Here is a 15,104-nt window from a genome sequence, read left to right as displayed (position 1 = left end):
CAGGACGAGAGGGACAGGCGATGGACTTCAATTATCTCAACGGCAAAACGGCTGCGACCCTGGACGAGATCCGCGTCCGCGTCGCCCATGCGCTGGCCCGCCACCCGCTGTGTCGCAACGTCCGGTTTGACATCGTCAGCGTCCCCCGGACCCGCCGAGGCGGCAATTGGACGGTGACGCTGCAATCGGTCGAGCCGCGCGCGGTCTGGGAAGCCTCGGAGATCGTCGCCGACATCCAGGATGCCTATACCCTTGCGGCAGCAGCCTGATTTCGTTGGGGGTTTCCGGGCGATGTCGCCTTAGTCCGCGCGATTGCCGCCGCAATAGCACGGTTCAGCCTTAATTATCGCCCAGTTTCCGGGCAGTGATCACGTGGACTTGAAGTCGGACGCGGAGAGACGTTTGTCCAAAGCCATCACCATCGTCGCGCTGACCTGTTTCCTCGTCCTCGGCGCCGCCACCACCGCTATCCTCGGCCGCGACAGCGTTCCCAGCGTCAGCGCCGCGATGATCGCCGAGACGCCCCAAGCCAAGCCGCTCGCAACCAACCGCGCCGCCAAGGCCGACCGTCTGGTTCCGACGCTCGCGCTGGCCTCGGCCGCGATTGAGCCGGTCCAGGTTGCCGCCGACAAGCTGGCGCAGGCACCGGTCCTGACCGAGCCGCTGCGTCAGGCCTTCGCCGCCGCCACCCCCTCCGATTTTCCGATGCCGAAGCCGAGCGCGCACGAGGCGCCCGCCGCGACCGAGGTTCCGGCCGTCGAAGTTCCGGCCAAGCCGAAAGTCGTCGCCAAGCCGCAGCCGCAAAAATCCTACTCGCTGCTGTCCGACGTGCAGATCGCAGGCATCAGGGATCGCCTGAAACTCTCCTCGTCTCAGGAATATTACTGGCCCTCGGTCGAGACCGCGCTGCGAAACGTCGCGCGCAAGATCCAGGCGAACAGGCTGTCGAATCCGAATGCACCGCCCAGCGCGCAGATCGATCCGAATTGCGACGAGGTGCAGCAGCTGAAGTCGGCCGCGATGCCGCTGTTGTTCCAGCTTCGCGACGACCAGAAGGAAGAAGTGCGCAAGCTCGCTCGCCTCATCGGGCTTGAGAAGGTCGCGCAGCAGATCTGACGCACGCGGTTCCTCGTCGAGGAGCCGCGGCTTATCAGGAACATCTGGCAATCCCCACGCGTTGCCCGCTCCGAAAGAGGGAGTGGATGAATGCGCGCCTCGACAGCCTATTTTGTCGGTGCCGGAACCATCGTCGCGGCCATCGCCATTGGTCTCGGTGGCGGCATCGTTGCCGGCAACATCATGAATCCGGTTGCGTCCAAGCAGGGGCCGGACACCAGCAAGATGGCGCAGCGCGCGGCAACTCCCACGCCGGCCAGCACCAACGCTCCCTCCGAGCGTGTGAACTATCTCACCGGCTCACAAGCCTTCGGTGCGATGATCGCCGCGCCCGCACAGGCCGAAGCAAAGTCTGAACCCGCAAAACCCGACACGCCAACCACGCAGGCGAATGTCGCACCGGCGCCGCAACCCTCGCAAGCCGCTGCAGTCGAGCCGCCGAAGCCCGCCGCTGCGCCACAGGCCGCAAGGCCTGCCGAGCAGCAGGCCTCGACCGAGCCGTCGTCCTTACCGAATAACGCCTATGCCAAGGCAAGGGATTCCGATGTGAAGCGCGCCGCGTCCGAACGGCGCCGAGCCGAGCGTCGCGAGCGCTGGGCCGAGCGCCGCTATTATTACGAGTCCCGCGAGCCGCGCGGCCTGCGCGACCGCACCGATTGGGATGACGTCGCGCGCAACATCCGCGAGGATTCCGATGCGCGCGATTACGCAGGGCGGTCGCGCAGCGGCTTCCCGCAGATCAGGCTGTTCGGGCCTGACGACGATTAGCACCTGACACGGGGATCAAGCGGAGCGGTCGCGCCAGCGACCGTCACGTCATTCCGGCGCGCCGCAATCCCTCGAGATAGTGCGTACGATCCTCTTCCCGCAGCATCGGCAGCTCGCGCGTGATCCAGGCCAGCGAGACCTCGGGCTGGGTGCGGCGCAGGCCTTCCAGGGCGGATGCCGCGAGGGCGGGATCGCCGAGCATGCCGGCGGCGGCCGTCAGCACGCGGTGGGCGCCGACGAAATCCCCGCGCTGGCGCATCGATTCCCGAGCCATCTGCACGGCGCCCGCGTAGTCGCGGCCGACGAACCGGGCATAGGCCGCAACCCCGCAATAGATCGCCGCGAGCGGGTCGCGCGGGCTCAGCCGCAGCGCGCGGCGGGCGGCGGCATCGCCGTCCTGCCAACGTCCGGCATAGCACAGCGTCACGCCGTGGAAGGCATGCGCCATCGCGAAATTCGGATTGAGCCGCAAGGCCAGCTCGAATTCAGCCAGCGCGTCGTCGAAGCGGCGGCGGAACAGGTAGGTGTAAGCAAGGCCGTGATGGGCCCAGGCATCCTCGCGGTCGGCCTCCACCGCCGCGAGCGCCGCACGCTCGGCGACCGGCATGGTGGCAGCCATGTCGGCCCAGCCCATATGCGCGCCGAAGATATGGCTGGTGGCGAGCAGGCCGAGCGCCTTGCCATAGGCGGGATCGACCGCGACCGCTTCTTCCAGCAACTTCTGCGCGGCGGCATTGTCCTCGCGGGTGATGCGCCAATAATGCGACAACGCGCGCATCACGAGGTCCCATGCATCCAGGCTGCCCGGCGGCTTCTGCTGGGCCCGGAAGCTTTCGGCAGCATAGAGCTGCGGCTCGATGGCGGCGACGATCGCTTCCGTGATCTCGTCCTGCACGGCGAAGATGTCGGCGAGCTCGCGGTCGTAGCGTTCGGCCCAGAGATGGCTGCCGGTCGAGACGTCGTTGAGCTGGGCCGAGATGCGCACCCGTTCGCCGCTCCGCCGCACGCTGCCCTCGACCACGTAGCGCACCCCGAGCTCCCGCGCGACCTCGTGGATGTGCACGGCGCGGCCCTTGTAGACGAAGGAGGAGTTGCGCGCGATGACGAAGAACCAGCGCAGCTTCGACAGCGCCGTGATGATGTCCTCGCTGATACCGTCGGAGAAATAATCCTGCTGGACCTCGCCGCTCATATTGGTGAAGGGCAGCACAGCGATCGCGGGCCGCTCCGGCAGAGCGAAGGTGGCCTGGGACGGGGCGATCCGGACCGGCTCCGGCGCGACCGCGCCGATTTGCGTCTGGACGTCGCCGACGAAGCGAAAACCCTTGCGGGTGATGGTGCGGATCAGCGACTGGCTCGCGCCATCGTCGCCGATCGCCTTGCGCGCCGCGTTGATCCGGCTGGTCAGGGTGGATTCGGAGACGCTGCGGCCGTGCCAGATCTTGTCGATCAGCTCGTCCTTGCTGACGACCCGGTCGCGGTTCTGCATGAGGTGGACGACGAGGTCGAAAACCTGCGGCTCCACGGCAATGGGAACCTGCTCGCGGCTCAGCTCGCGCCGGTCGGTATCGAGAAGGTGGTCCCGGAACAGAAACTGCACGTCGAAAACTCGGGCCTCATTGCGAAATCGGGCAAACAAACAAAATGAAATTTGGGTCGAAAGATCGTGTGTCTGCCGAAGGGGGCGTTTGGTTCATCGCAATCGCGTGATGGCAGCCATGTGGTTTTCCGAGGGGAATACATCCGCAGCTAGAATGTTGCGGTGTAAATCTGGCGACGAGATCAGGCGCCCCTCCAGCACCGTCATCCTGGAGCGCGGGAGCGTAGCGCAGGCCCTCTCAGCGACAACGGCTTCGCCATTGCGCGGGAATGCCGTTTTAGTGGCGCGCACAACGGGGAATGCCCTTTGCCGATCTGCCCTGCGTACGTAAGGTACACCGACAGAAAACACCAACCCAGAAGAAGTGTCCATGCCTGCTTTCCCCGCCGCCACCACTGTGCTCGACTCCCTGCTGTTTCGCGACGCCTTCGGTACGCCTGAGATGCGCGAGGTGTTCTCGGACGTCGCGACGGTCGCACGCTATGCCGAGGTCGAGGTGGCGCTGGCGAAGGCGGAGGCGAAGTGCGGTGTGATCCCACACGAGGCGGCCGCAGCGATCGCGGCGCGGACCGACATCGGCGCGCTCGACTTCGATCTGCTCAGGCAGGAGACCGATGTCGTCGGCTACCCGATCCTGCCTTTGGTGCATCAAATGGTGAAGCAATGCGGCGAGGCGGGCCGCTACGTGCATTGGGGCGCCACCACGCAGGACATTATGGACACCGCCGTGGTGCTGCAACTGCGCGCCGCGCTCGAGATCGTCGAACGTGACATCGCCGAGCTGCGCAAGATCCTCGCCGATCTGTCGAAGCGCCATCGCGACACGGCGATGGCGGGCCGCACCCATCTGCAACAGGCGCTGCCGGTGACCTTCGGCTACAAGAGCGCGATCTGGCTCGCGATGTTCGACCGCCACGCCGAGCGGCTGGCGCAGCTGAAGCCGCGCGTGCTGGTCGGTCAGTTCGCCGGCGCGGCCGGTACGCTGGCTTCGCTCGGCGACAGGGGGTTCGAGGTGCAGGAGGCGCTCTGCAACGAGCTGAAGCTCGGCGTTCCCGCCTCGACCTGGCACGTCGCGCGCGACGGCTTCGCCGAAGCCGTGAACTTCCTTGCTCTCGTCACCGGCTCTCTCGGCAAGATCGCGCTCGACATCATGATCATGGCCTCGACCGAGTTCGCCGAGGTCTACGAGCCCTTCGTCAAGGGGCGCGGCGCCTCCTCGACCATGCCGCAGAAGCGCAACCCGATCTCCTCGGAGCTGATGCTTGCGGCCTCCAAGGCGGTGCGCCAGCACGCCGGCCTGATGCTCGACGCCATGGTGCAGGATTTCGAGCGTGCCACCGGCCCCTGGCACGCGGAATGGATGGCGATCCCGGAAAGCTTCGTGCTGACCGCCGGCGCGCTGCATCAGGCGAAGTTCGCGCTCGCGGGCCTCATCGTGGACGAGGCGAAGATGAACGACAATCTCGCCATCAGCCGCGGCCTGATCGTGGCCGAAGCGGTCATGATGGGCCTCGCCCCGCAGATCGGCCGGCAGGAGGCGCACGACGTCGTCTACGACGCCTGCCGTCAGGCCAACGAGAAGGGAATGAGCCTTGCTGACGCGCTATCCGCAGATTCACGGATATCGAGCCGCATCGATCATGCCACAATCGAGGCGCTCACTTCACCGAAAAATTACCTCGGCCTTGCGCCCGCCATGGTCGACCGGGTGCTGAAATCGGCAACGCGTTGAAAACCAAAATGCGTGAAACTGCGTATCTTTCCAAGGCCGCAAGACGCTCGCATACTTGTGTCTCGCGGTGCTAGACTTAGATTGGGTGAGCGACTTTCGGCAGAGGGCCCGGCATGACTGATCAACGCAATCCTTCCACTCCCATCGATCCGGCGAAGCTCGACCGGCTGGCCGAGGTGGCGGTGAAAGTGGGCCTGGGCTTGCGGCCGGGACAGGATCTGCTTCTGACGGCGCCCGCGATCGCGCTGCCGCTGGTGCGGCGGATCGCCGTGCATGCCTACAAGGCCGGCGCTGGCCTCGTGACGCCGATCCTGTCGGACGAGGAGATGACGCTGGCGCGCTACCGCCACGGCCACGACAACAGTTTCGATCGTGCCGCCGGCTGGCTCTACGAGGGCATGGCCAAGGCGTTCTCCGACAACACTGCACGGCTTGCCATCGTCGGCGACAACCCGATGTTGCTGTCCGGCGAGGATCCTTCCAAGGTGGCGCGCGCCAGCAAGGCCAATTCGATGGCCTATCAGCCTGCGCTGGAGAAGATCGTCAATTTCGACACCAACTGGAATATCATCGCCTATCCGAGCGCGTCCTGGGCGAAGCTGGTGTTCCCGAACGATCCCGACGACGTTGCGGTCGGCAAGCTCGCAGACGCGATTTTCGCCGCGTCCCGTGTCGATCGCGAGGACGCGATCAGCAATTGGGCGAGCCACAATGCGGTGCTGCGCGAGCGCACCAACTGGCTCAACGGCCAGCGTTTCCGCGCGCTTCAGTACTCGGGTCCCGGCACCGATCTCACCATCGGCCTTGCCGACGGCCACGAATGGGAAGGCGGCGCCTCGCTGTCCAAGAACGGCATCAGCTGCAACGCAAATATCCCGACCGAAGAGGTCTTCACCACGCCGCATTGCCGCCGCGTCTACGGCCACGTCGTGAGCTCGAAGCCGCTGTCCTATCAGGGCACGCTGATCGACAACATCGCGGTGCGGTTCGAGGACGGCAAGATCGTCGACGCCAAGGCCTCGCGCGGCGCCGAGGTGCTGAACAAGGTGCTCGATACCGACGAGGGCGCGCGGCGCCTCGGCGAGGTGGCCTTGGTGCCGCATTCCTCGCCGATCTCGCAGAGCGGGCTGTTGTTCTACAACACGCTGTTCGACGAGAACGCGGCCTCGCACATCGCGCTCGGCCAGTGCTATTCGAAATGCTTCGTCAACGGTGCCCAGCTCACGCCGCAGCAGATCGCGGCGCAAGGCGGCAACCAGAGCCTGATCCATATTGATTGGATGATCGGCTCGGCCGAGACCGACATCGACGGCATCTTGGCCGACGGCAGCAAGGTGCCCGTCTTCCGCAAGGGCGAATGGGCGAAGTCGTAATCTAGATTTTGGTCCAAATAGGCAGCCCAGGACGTGGTCAACCTCTCCCCGCTGGGGAGAGGTGAACGTCCTCGCGTCAGTCTTCCCCCTCACGCCGCCGCGTTGCGCAGGGTCGGGCTGTTGTCGATGCTGAAGCGGCTGAACAGCGTCGTGAACGGGCTGCCGTCGGTGGCCCGCACGATCGCGTCGGACGCCGCCACCGCCTCGTAGAGCGCGCCAACCGGATCGTCCGCGTCCGCCAGCGCGAGCGCGCCGCGGATCTGTTCGCGGGCCTCGCTGACGTCATCCTCGTCTTGGAGCCTTGCCTCCAGCGCATCCGCCGCGCGGCGCATCTCTGCAAGGTCGCCGCCCCCGGAGAATTTGAGGATGTCGCGCCAGTAGGGACGGGCAACGACAAGCTGGATCAATGCATCGAAACTTTCCGCGATGATGCCCGCGCGGCCCTCTGACGAGACATAGAGCACATTCTGCGACGGCAGCAGCACGAACGCGCTGCCGGAGCCGTCACTGCCGATGTGCCGCGGACTTTCGACGCCGTCGATGGTGAACCAGGGCTCCTCGTCCGGTTCCAAGGAGACGTCGAGACTGCGGAGCCTGGCGACGACCTCGCTGTTGGCTGTCAGCATCTCCGGCGTGAGGGGCATCGGTGCGGCTCCTTCCCAAGACTTCGCGCACTTTGTCGCACCCCGGACAAGCTAGGTTCATATGTGCGAATTCGCAGAGGAAATCGTGACGTTAACCGTATCGCACCCGCAACTCGGGGCTGATTGTCGAGTGCCATGTAAGAAAGAATTAAAAGCAGCCTACTAGCGTCCCAACTTCTTTCGAAGCAATCCGGGCCGAGACCCGGCCATTCATATTTAAATCTTCTGGGGAAGCAGATGTCGCGCACATTGATTGAAATCGGTAGTTGCAATGTGGACCTCGAGCTGCGGCCGATCGAGCCGTCCTGGATCATCGAGGGCAATCCGGTATCCCGCTCCCGGGTGCTGTCGACCAGCGCCGATGGCACCGCGCAGACAATCATCTGGCACTGCACCGAAGGCCGCTTCAACTGGTACTACGACATCGACGAGACGATCATGATCATGGAAGGATCGATCGTGCTCGAGAGCGACGGCATGCCGCCCAAGCGCTACGGCCCCGGCGACGTCATTTTCTTCCGCGACGGCGCGCATGCCAAATGGCATGTCGAAGGCCACGTCAAGAAGATCGCCTTCTGCCGCAAGACCAATCCGGTGATGATCGGTTTCCTGATCCGCGTCGTCAACAAGCTAAAGAAGATCTTCACCTCCACCGCCGCGCCGCGTCCCGCCTCGCTGATGGGCACTGGCTAAGCGGACACCCAAAGGTTTCAAGGACGCTTCCCAGCGGCCACGACGAAGAGGGGTCGGGATCCATGTCCCGGCCCCTCTTTTCGTCATGACGGCAGCTCGAGCCGGTAGACGTCGATCGCGGTCTGCGAGAACAACGCCGTCTTGTCGGCCTCGCTCAGCTTTGAGGCGATACGCTTGAAGGCGTTGAAGATCACCTGGTAACTGCACTGGCCCTTGTCCGGGGGGAAATTGCTCTCGAACATCGCGCGCTTCGGGCCGAACGCCTCGATGCAGGTCTCGACATAGGGCCGCCAGGCCGCGGCAAGCTCCTCGGATGTCGGCGGCCTCTCGCGCAAATGGAAGTCGTAGCCAAGCAGGCACATCGCGAGACCACCGAGCTTCACCACCACATTTTCGCATGTCGCGATCTCCCGGATCGAGGCGCGCCATTGCGCAAACACCTCCTCGCGCCGGCCCGCGAAGCGGCCGGTTCCGACCGGGCCGCCGCAATGGTCGAGCACAATCCTGGTGTCGGGGAAGGCGCGCGCCAGTGCCGTGAGCTCACCGATTTGCGGGTGGAACAGCCAGGCATCGAAGCTGAGTTTGAGGGGCGCGAGGCAGGCAAAGCCTTTGCGGAAGGTCGGATCCTGCAACAATCCCTTCGGTCTGTTCGCATACATGCCGGCGACGACAGGATCTTCGTCCCAGGCCGATGAATGCCTGATGCCGCGAAAGCGGCCGTTGCCAGCGGCGATCTCGGCTTCCAGCACGCCCTTTGCGGCGTCGCCGAGCAGCAGATTGGCATGGCTCACGATGCCAGCGCAGATCGCGGCCTTGCCGTAGCCACCGCTTGCACTCATGGCGGCGACGCCGTTGGCGAACTCGACCTCGCCCACGGGCCGGAACGCCTCGGGTCCATGCGCGCGGTACATCGAACGGCAGTCGACATAGACGGTGGCGATGACGTTGTGACCGGAGGCGATGTCGGCGGCCATCTCCTCGATCAGATAGCGGTGCCCGCGATTCCACAGATGGTGATGGGGATCGACGATCGGCCGCAAGGGATCGATGGTCTCCTCCCGATGCAGCGCGAGCCAGTCCTCACGCGGATCGACGAACAGCCCGCTCGTGTTGGCGGGCACACCGCTTGCTGCCATCGGCCTTCGCTCCCTGATGTTTTGTGTCGGGAGCCTAGCACCTCATTTCCGCATGCAGCAGCGCGCCTTGCGCAACCGCACCCATCATCACGAGCAATGCGGTATGCTCGTCAGCCCGTCCGCCGTCTTGCTCTTACTTCGACCATCAGCCGCCAGTCCACTGCCGTGGCCGGCTTGATCTCCCCACGCCAACGGAAGGAGTCCCCGGTAATCTCAGTAAAGCTCCAGCGCGTCAGCTCGCCGGATTCGGTCGTGCCTTCCTGCACGATGTCCTCGCCGCGGGGACGGCCGAGCTGCTGCCGGAACACGCGGCGGCCCGGATCGAACCAGGAAATCCGCCACGCATCCATGGCCGGATCGTAGACGCGCAGCGTGGTGCCGTACCAATTGCCGGCGATCGGAAAGGCTGCGCTGCCCGCCGGCCGGGGAATGATCCAGACGTCCTGCACCGCACGGCCTTCCAGCACCCAGCCGAAATGGATTTCGCCCGGCGCGGTGTGGCTTCTGCCGTCCGGTCCAAAGGCGGTGATCTCGGCGTCCCAGTCGCCGACGAAACGGCCGTAGAGCCGGAGCGCGGCCGCGTGCTCGGGATGCGGTGCGCTGGCGTGAAGAAGTCTCGCAAAGTCGTTCATGTTGCTCTCCTGCTGCGGAGGATTCAGCACGGATGAGCCGCGGGCGACTTGGAGAAAATTGCCGTCGGTCGTCAGGTCTTGCGCAGCGACAGATGTCTCATGGGACGATCGGCCTCCGCCTGCGTCGACCGATTGCTCGAGCTCTCAGCACGCCAGATGGCGACAACGGCGACAATGACGAGACTCGCGCCCACGAGCATCATGCGAGAGAACGGCTCTGCGAGCACGAGGGTGCCGAGCAGCACCGCGATGACCGGATTGACGAATGTGTAGGTCGAGACCAGGGAGGTCGAGACATTCTCGAGCAGCCAATTGTAGGCGGCGAAGCCGATGACGCTGCCGGAGACGATCAGCCAAAGAGCTGCTGCAACGGACGTCATTGAAACCTCGCTCGGTCTAAAACTCTCCAGCTCGCCCGTCAGCCAGCTGATCGCGAACAACACGGCGCCCCCGATCGACAGTTGCATGCCAGACAGCGCGATCGCGGATGCTTGATGCGACATGCTGCGCGACAGCACGGTGCCGATCGACCACGACAGCGCCGCCGCGAGCAGCCAGACGATCGGAAGCATGCTGATGCCGGCCTGCTCGGCATTTTGCCATGCCACGAGCCCGACGCCCACGAAGCCGGGGATGAGCGCGAGCAGCGCGATCGGCCGCGGGCGCTGATCGCCCGGAAAGAGCGTGTCCGCCAGAAGGATCCAGAACGGAATCGTGGCGAGCACGATGGCGGCCACGCCGGACGGAACCGATTGTTGTGCGAAGGCGAGAACGCCGTGGCAGCCGACGAAGAAAAGCAGCCCGCAAAGGCCTGCCTGCAACCATGTCCGGCCCGGGGTATTCGCGACATGCCTGCCGCTGAAGGCGAGCAAGATCATGCCGCCGCATAACGATCGAACGGCCATCAGCAGAAACGGCGGTATCGATTGCAAGCCCAGCGTGATGGCGAAATAGGTGGAACCCCACAGGAGATAGATGGCCGCAAACGAGCCGATGACCAGGAACCGTCTGCTCATGATTGCTCCGACTGAGGTGGGTCTTGGAGCAACCAAGTCGTTGACGGGTGATGCGTTCCGGTTCTGAGTCAGACCCCGTCGAGGATGATCACCGTCGGCTTCGTCGGCAGCGTATCCCGTGACATCCGGAAGGAGCGCTCGACGCGCCGGTCGATCTCGAACTGCTGGCCGATCCGGCGCATGAAGTCGTCGAGCGGGGTGGCGAAGCGGTGCATCGGCAATACCACCGAGGCGCGCAGCCGCTTGGTGATCTCGGAGATGCCGTCGAGCGTCATGGTATAAGTGCCGTCGATCGGCACCATCACGATGTCGAGCCGTCCGATCTGGGCGAAATGGCTGTCGTCGAGCTTGTGATGGAGGTGGCCGAGATGGCCGATGCAGAGGCCGGCTGCCTCGAAGATGAAGATGGAATTGCCGTCGCGGATCATGTCGCTGCCGGCATCGTCGCCGTAATAGCGGCGGATGTCGGTGGTGACGTTGCGGATGAAGGTGTCGCTGATGCGCTGCGACACGATCGCCGGCTTGCCGTCCTCGCTCCAGCCATGCAGCACGTGGGGAATGCGCTTGTCCGGAAAGAGAGTGTAATGGGTGCTGTGCGCCCGGTTCATGGTGACGACATCGGGCAGTCGCCCGACCTGGTAGGCGCCGCTATAGTCGGTCGCGATGCGCAAGCCGGCGGGCGTGTCGATGAAATAGGTGGAATGGCCGGCATAGGTGATCTCGACCTCGGGCGCAGCTGCAGCCTGCCTGAAGACGACCGGCATGATCCGCGGCGCCGCGTTGGCCATCGCCAGGCATTCGCTGCGCAGTGGTTGCTGGGCCAGGGCAGGGGTCAGGAATGCGCCGAACAGCGCGATAGCCGCCAAAACCAGTCGTCGCATGGATCCGTCCCCGATGACTTCACAGCGAAGTCTAGCGTGCAATGCGGAGCATCGCCAATGGGGTGCGATCAACAGCGCGTCAGTGTCGCACCTATTGCTCGCGCTTCGGGCTGAACTTCCAGGTGACCGCGACGAGGCCTGCGGTAATCAGGCCGCTGATGAGGCCGGCCAGGGGAAGGGCGAGCAGCAGTGCGGCGGTGGCGGCCCAGCCGATCGATGAGAAGGCCTCGGCGAAGGTTGCAAGCCGCGAAGACGTCTGACGGCGCCGGAATTGGCTGCGCCTTGCCTGCACCCGGAACCAGAGCTGGATCGCGGTCGCCGAGGCCGCGCTGATGATGATCGCACCCGCGCTGATTGCGGCTTGGGATGGCGAGGCAAAGGCCAGCGCCGCGAGCAGCGGAGCGAAGATTGCGGCAATCGCGATCAGCACCACCTCGATCTTGGCACGGATGATGCCGGACGGCATCAAGGGCGCGGTCGCGACCAAGTCGGGCGCGTCCTCGCCCGAGATCGTCAGCCAGGCGAGCCCGCCGGCGAGCTGTCCGGCCGCCATCACGATGACGGGTGTGATCAGTGTCAGCGCCGCGGAGCTGTCGGCGAAATTACGCCAGAGCAGCAGCGCCGGCGGCACCAGATAGAGCAGCTGCATCAAGGTCTGCGAGATCAGCCATGGATCGCGCCACAGCAGCATGAATTCCTTGCGACGCAGCGCCTGCTGGCGCGATCCGCCGCGGAACGGGCGCTCCTTGGCACGGACGCGGCCGGACGTGGCGTAGGCCGCCGCATCGATCGCGGTGTCGGCAAAGCGGTGCGAGAAGATCGCCATCACGCCGCCGAGCATGACCAGAGCGAGCGCGAGAAGCAGCGCCAGCGCCTCGCTGTCGCCCATCGCTGCCCGCGCCGGCCACCACCAGATGCTGTCGACGTCGGGGGCGTAGGCGGCAACGCTGCCCGAGGTCAGGATGGTGAAGCGCGACAGCGTGCCGTAGGACATGATCGCGGCGACCTGAAGCGCGATCACGAAACCCGCACCGATGATGGCGGCGAGGATCTGTGCGATCAGGCGCGTCCGCGCCGGGCCGATCAACCGGAACAGGAGAATGGTGACGGCGATCGCGATCGCCGCCGCGGACAGGCCCATCGCAATGACGACGCCGAAGGCCGCCAGCCAGCGCGCGCCGCCGCCGATCACCAGAACGTCGATGAAGGGCGTCGAGAACAGCAGCGCCAGCACGGTGACGGTCAGCGCGATCGCGGCGATGCGGACCGAGAACAGATTGGCCAGCCGCGCCGGCGAGGACATGATCAGGTCGAGATCGGCGCGGGCGTAGAATACCCGCGTCACGGATTCGATCGCCTGCGACAGCATCAAGGTCCAGGCGAGAAAGATCGTCGCCGAAATCACGATCAGAGAGGATTTGTCGAGCGGCAACTGCAGGTCGGCGAAACGGCCGATCACCGCCCAGGCCGGCAGGTGGAGCAGCGCGGCGAAGCACATGAGGCCGATGATTGCGGCGCGCCCCCGTTTGCGCCGCCCGCCCGTCATCATGGCGAGCCAGGCGAGCCGCAGCTCGTGGCGGGCAAACCAGGACAGCGCGGTGGCCGAGCTCATGCCGCTTCCTGAAGCGTCACCAGCGCGATGAAGAGATCTTCCAGGCTGGTGTCGGCATGGCCGTTCTGGTGGCGCAGCTCGGTGAGCGTGCCTTCCGCGACCAGGCGGCCGGAGGCGATCACGCCGATGCGGTCGGCCATGCGCTCGGCGACTTCGAGGATATGCGTGGTCATGATGACGGTGCAGCCGGCGCGGACACGCGCGCTGAGCAGGCCCTTCACATGGCGGGCGGAAACCGCATCGAGCCCCGTCAAGGGTTCATCGAGAATGATGAGGCGGGGATCGTGCACCAGCGCCCCTGCGAGAGCGACCTTCTGGCGCATGCCCTTGGAAAAGCCTTCGCAGCGCTCGTGGCGGTGCGCCTCGAGGCCGAGCGAATCGAGCAGTTCCTCGGCGGCCGGTTGCGAGATTGACGGCGCGATGCCCCAGAGGCCGGCGACGAATTCGAGATATTCGAGCGGGGTGAGCTTGTCGTAGATCATGGGCTCGTCGGAGACCCAGGCCATCACCTGCTTGGCGGCGACGGGGTCTTGGAGGGCATCGATGCCGAAGATCGAGACGGCGCCGGCATCGGGCCTGAGCAGGCCCGCAACCATGCGTAAAGTGGTGGTCTTGCCGGCGCCATTGGGGCCGACCAGCGCGTAGAATTCGCCGGCGTGAATGGTGAGATCGAGGCTGTCGACCGCCAGACGGTCAAAACGCTTCGTTAACCCTCGGACTTCCAGGGCCGAGTTGTCCGGCTTCATGACGGCCACACCATCCGGTTTGCATCGCCCGCGACCATGACCCGAAGATGTTTCGGCACCGTGAATCGCACTGCCGCAAATTCCGCCAACCGGATTGGACTAAAGGCAAGGCATCCCGACAAGTCACCGTTTGTTGACAGCGCGCGGGCGTTCAGGCTGAATTGATTCCGGACAAATGGCGCTAACGCGGCGAAACGACTGCGTAGCGACTGGACACAAGATGCGGCAAGGCGGCCTCGAAGAACGCCGGTTGCATCGGGGAGGACGCGCGTCAATGCTGGATTTCGTTCAGCAGCTGGTCAGCGGTATTGCGCTCGGCTGCGTCTACGGCCTGATCGCGCTCGGCTTCGTGCTCGTCTACAAGGCCACCGAAGTCGTCAATTTCGCCCAGGGCGATCTGATGATGCTGGGCGGTTTCTTCGCCTTCACCTTCATCGGCATGATGGGCCTGAACTACTGGATCGGCTTCGCCGGTGCGGTCGCCGCCATGGCGCTGTTCGGCATGCTGGCCGAGCGCGTGGTGGTGCGGCCGATCCTCGGCTATCCGCAATTCTCCATCATCATGGTCACAATCGGTCTCGGCTATTTCCTGCGTTCGGTCGCCGGCATGATCTGGGGCACCGACGACCTGAAGATCGAGACGCCTTTCAGCCAGGGCGTGCTGCGCATGGGCTCGCTGGTGCTCGCCTACGACAAGCTCTCGGTGATCGCAGCGACGATGATCCTGTGCACGCTGCTCTGGCTGTTCTTCAACAAGACCACGCTCGGTACCGCGATGCGCGCCAGCTCCGAAAATATGCTGGCAGCCTATTACATGGGCATTCCGGTCAAGCGCGTGGTGTCGGTCGTCTGGGCGATCAGCGCTGCGGTCGCGACCTGTGCCGGCGTGCTGCTGGCGCCGATCACCTTCATCCACTCCAATGTCGGCCTCGTGCTCGGCCTGAAGGCGTTTCCCGCCGCCGTGCTCGGCGGCTTCGGCTCGATCCCGGGCGCGGTGGTCGGCGGCGTCCTGATCGGCGTGATCGAGAGCATGGCCGGCTTTTACCTGCCCGAGGGCTGGAAGGACGCCGCGCCTTACATCGTGCTGCTCACCGTGCTGCTGCTGAAGCCCGAGGGCCTGTTCGGCCTCCACGTCCGCAAGAAGGTCTGAACGCC

15 protein-coding genes are annotated in these 15,104 nt (G+C 64.9%); 7 read left to right on the top strand and 8 right to left on the bottom strand.

Annotated features, from left to right (window positions below; translation table 11 throughout):
* The first annotated feature begins 20 nt into the window (after window positions 1-20).
* From I6F28_RS04925 to I6F28_RS04915, 3 genes are all read left to right on the top strand, one after another.
* Window positions 21-269: a hypothetical protein gene (locus tag I6F28_RS04925; RefSeq protein WP_225139373.1), complete on the top strand. Its 249-nt coding sequence runs from the start codon at window positions 21-23 to the stop codon at window positions 267-269.
* A 133-nt stretch (window positions 270-402) separates the two neighbouring features.
* Window positions 403-1,116, top strand: coding sequence for a hypothetical protein (locus I6F28_RS04920; RefSeq protein ID WP_225139372.1), 714 nt, complete (start codon window positions 403-405; stop codon window positions 1,114-1,116).
* 90 nt (window positions 1,117-1,206) lie between these two features.
* Window positions 1,207-1,884, top strand: a complete 678-nt coding sequence (locus I6F28_RS04915) for a hypothetical protein (protein ID WP_225139371.1) — start codon at window positions 1,207-1,209, stop codon at window positions 1,882-1,884.
* A gap of 43 nt (window positions 1,885-1,927) precedes the next feature.
* Here I6F28_RS04915 and I6F28_RS04910 read toward each other — a convergent pair whose 3' ends face one another.
* Complete coding sequence (locus tag I6F28_RS04910) at window positions 1,928-3,484, bottom strand: winged helix-turn-helix domain-containing tetratricopeptide repeat protein (RefSeq protein ID WP_109142357.1); 1,557 nt, start codon at window positions 3,482-3,484, stop codon at window positions 1,928-1,930.
* A gap of 370 nt (window positions 3,485-3,854) precedes the next feature.
* On the opposite strand from I6F28_RS04910, the gene pcaB reads away from it, so the two are divergent.
* The gene (gene pcaB / locus I6F28_RS04905) at window positions 3,855-5,216 is read left to right on the top strand and encodes a 3-carboxy-cis,cis-muconate cycloisomerase (protein ID WP_225126517.1); all 1,362 of its coding nucleotides are present in this window, start codon (window positions 3,855-3,857) and stop codon (window positions 5,214-5,216) included.
* Window positions 5,217-5,329: 113 nt separating this feature from the next.
* The gene (locus I6F28_RS04900) at window positions 5,330-6,589 is read left to right on the top strand and encodes an aminopeptidase (protein ID WP_225139370.1); all 1,260 of its coding nucleotides are present in this window, start codon (window positions 5,330-5,332) and stop codon (window positions 6,587-6,589) included.
* An 89-nt stretch (window positions 6,590-6,678) separates the two neighbouring features.
* Here I6F28_RS04900 and I6F28_RS04895 read toward each other — a convergent pair whose 3' ends face one another.
* The gene (locus tag I6F28_RS04895; protein WP_225139369.1) at window positions 6,679-7,233 is read right to left on the bottom strand and encodes a hypothetical protein; all 555 of its coding nucleotides are present in this window, start codon (window positions 7,231-7,233) and stop codon (window positions 6,679-6,681) included.
* Window positions 7,234-7,470: 237 nt separating this feature from the next.
* On the opposite strand from I6F28_RS04895, the gene I6F28_RS04890 reads away from it, so the two are divergent.
* Window positions 7,471-7,926, top strand: a complete 456-nt coding sequence (locus I6F28_RS04890) for a cupin domain-containing protein (protein WP_036021269.1) — start codon at window positions 7,471-7,473, stop codon at window positions 7,924-7,926.
* Window positions 7,927-8,009: 83 nt separating this feature from the next.
* Here the strand turns inward: I6F28_RS04890 and I6F28_RS04885 are convergent, their stop codons facing one another.
* The 6 genes from I6F28_RS04885 to I6F28_RS04860 all read right to left on the bottom strand — a co-directional run bounded on the left by I6F28_RS04885 (window position 8,010) and on the right by I6F28_RS04860 (window position 13,949).
* Window positions 8,010-9,062: an amidohydrolase family protein gene (locus tag I6F28_RS04885; protein WP_225139368.1), complete on the bottom strand. Its 1,053-nt coding sequence runs from the start codon at window positions 9,060-9,062 to the stop codon at window positions 8,010-8,012.
* A gap of 110 nt (window positions 9,063-9,172) precedes the next feature.
* Window positions 9,173-9,694 carry a hypothetical protein gene (locus tag I6F28_RS04880; RefSeq protein WP_225139367.1) on the bottom strand — a complete coding sequence of 174 codons (522 nt, stop codon included), beginning with the start codon at window positions 9,692-9,694 and terminating at the stop codon, window positions 9,173-9,175.
* A 71-nt stretch (window positions 9,695-9,765) separates the two neighbouring features.
* Window positions 9,766-10,710 (bottom strand): EamA family transporter, encoded by a 945-nt coding sequence (locus I6F28_RS04875; protein ID WP_225139366.1) that lies wholly within the window; start codon window positions 10,708-10,710, stop codon window positions 9,766-9,768.
* Between the two features lie 68 nt (window positions 10,711-10,778).
* Window positions 10,779-11,591 (bottom strand): MBL fold metallo-hydrolase, encoded by an 813-nt coding sequence (locus tag I6F28_RS04870; protein WP_035997591.1) that lies wholly within the window; start codon window positions 11,589-11,591, stop codon window positions 10,779-10,781.
* 91 nt (window positions 11,592-11,682) lie between these two features.
* The gene (locus tag I6F28_RS04865; RefSeq protein ID WP_225139365.1) at window positions 11,683-13,203 is read right to left on the bottom strand and encodes a permease; all 1,521 of its coding nucleotides are present in this window, start codon (window positions 13,201-13,203) and stop codon (window positions 11,683-11,685) included.
* Window positions 13,200-13,949 (bottom strand): ABC transporter ATP-binding protein, encoded by a 750-nt coding sequence (locus tag I6F28_RS04860; protein WP_057028575.1) that lies wholly within the window; start codon window positions 13,947-13,949, stop codon window positions 13,200-13,202. The genes I6F28_RS04865 and I6F28_RS04860 overlap by 4 nt, the downstream gene beginning before the upstream one ends.
* Before the next feature lie 274 nt (window positions 13,950-14,223).
* Between I6F28_RS04860 and I6F28_RS04855 the strand changes: the two genes are divergently transcribed.
* Window positions 14,224-15,099: a branched-chain amino acid ABC transporter permease gene (locus tag I6F28_RS04855; RefSeq protein WP_225139364.1), complete on the top strand. Its 876-nt coding sequence runs from the start codon at window positions 14,224-14,226 to the stop codon at window positions 15,097-15,099.
* Window positions 15,100-15,104 lie beyond the last annotated feature (5 nt).

This window comes from Bradyrhizobium sp. NBAIM14 (genome assembly GCF_020193895.1).
Lineage (GTDB): Bacteria > Pseudomonadota > Alphaproteobacteria > Rhizobiales > Xanthobacteraceae > Bradyrhizobium > Bradyrhizobium yuanmingense.
Note: the sequence above shows the minus strand (reverse complement) of the source record. Positions and strands in the feature narration are given on the sequence as shown.

Bases quoted from the DNA above. Each gene is read 5' to 3' on its own strand.
- I6F28_RS04895 (WP_225139369.1), bottom strand. From the start codon at position 7,233: ATGCCCCTCACGCCGGAGATGCTGACAGCCAACAGCGAGGTCGTCGCC.
- I6F28_RS04880 (WP_225139367.1), bottom strand. From the start codon at position 9,694: ATGAACGACTTTGCGAGACTTCTTCACGCCAGCGCACCGCATCCCGAG.
- I6F28_RS04875 (WP_225139366.1), bottom strand. From the start codon at position 10,710: ATGAGCAGACGGTTCCTGGTCATCGGCTCGTTTGCGGCCATCTATCTC.
- I6F28_RS04915 (WP_225139371.1), top strand. From the start codon at position 1,207: ATGCGCGCCTCGACAGCCTATTTTGTCGGTGCCGGAACCATCGTCGCG.
- I6F28_RS04925 (WP_225139373.1), top strand. From the start codon at position 21: ATGGACTTCAATTATCTCAACGGCAAAACGGCTGCGACCCTGGACGAG.
- I6F28_RS04890 (WP_036021269.1), top strand. From the start codon at position 7,471: ATGTCGCGCACATTGATTGAAATCGGTAGTTGCAATGTGGACCTCGAG.
- I6F28_RS04870 (WP_035997591.1), bottom strand. From the start codon at position 11,591: ATGCGACGACTGGTTTTGGCGGCTATCGCGCTGTTCGGCGCATTCCTG.
- I6F28_RS04860 (WP_057028575.1), bottom strand. From the start codon at position 13,949: ATGAAGCCGGACAACTCGGCCCTGGAAGTCCGAGGGTTAACGAAGCGT.
- pcaB (WP_225126517.1), top strand. From the start codon at position 3,855: ATGCCTGCTTTCCCCGCCGCCACCACTGTGCTCGACTCCCTGCTGTTT.
- I6F28_RS04865 (WP_225139365.1), bottom strand. From the start codon at position 13,203: ATGAGCTCGGCCACCGCGCTGTCCTGGTTTGCCCGCCACGAGCTGCGG.
- I6F28_RS04885 (WP_225139368.1), bottom strand. From the start codon at position 9,062: ATGGCAGCAAGCGGTGTGCCCGCCAACACGAGCGGGCTGTTCGTCGAT.
- I6F28_RS04900 (WP_225139370.1), top strand. From the start codon at position 5,330: ATGACTGATCAACGCAATCCTTCCACTCCCATCGATCCGGCGAAGCTC.
- I6F28_RS04855 (WP_225139364.1), top strand. From the start codon at position 14,224: ATGCTGGATTTCGTTCAGCAGCTGGTCAGCGGTATTGCGCTCGGCTGC.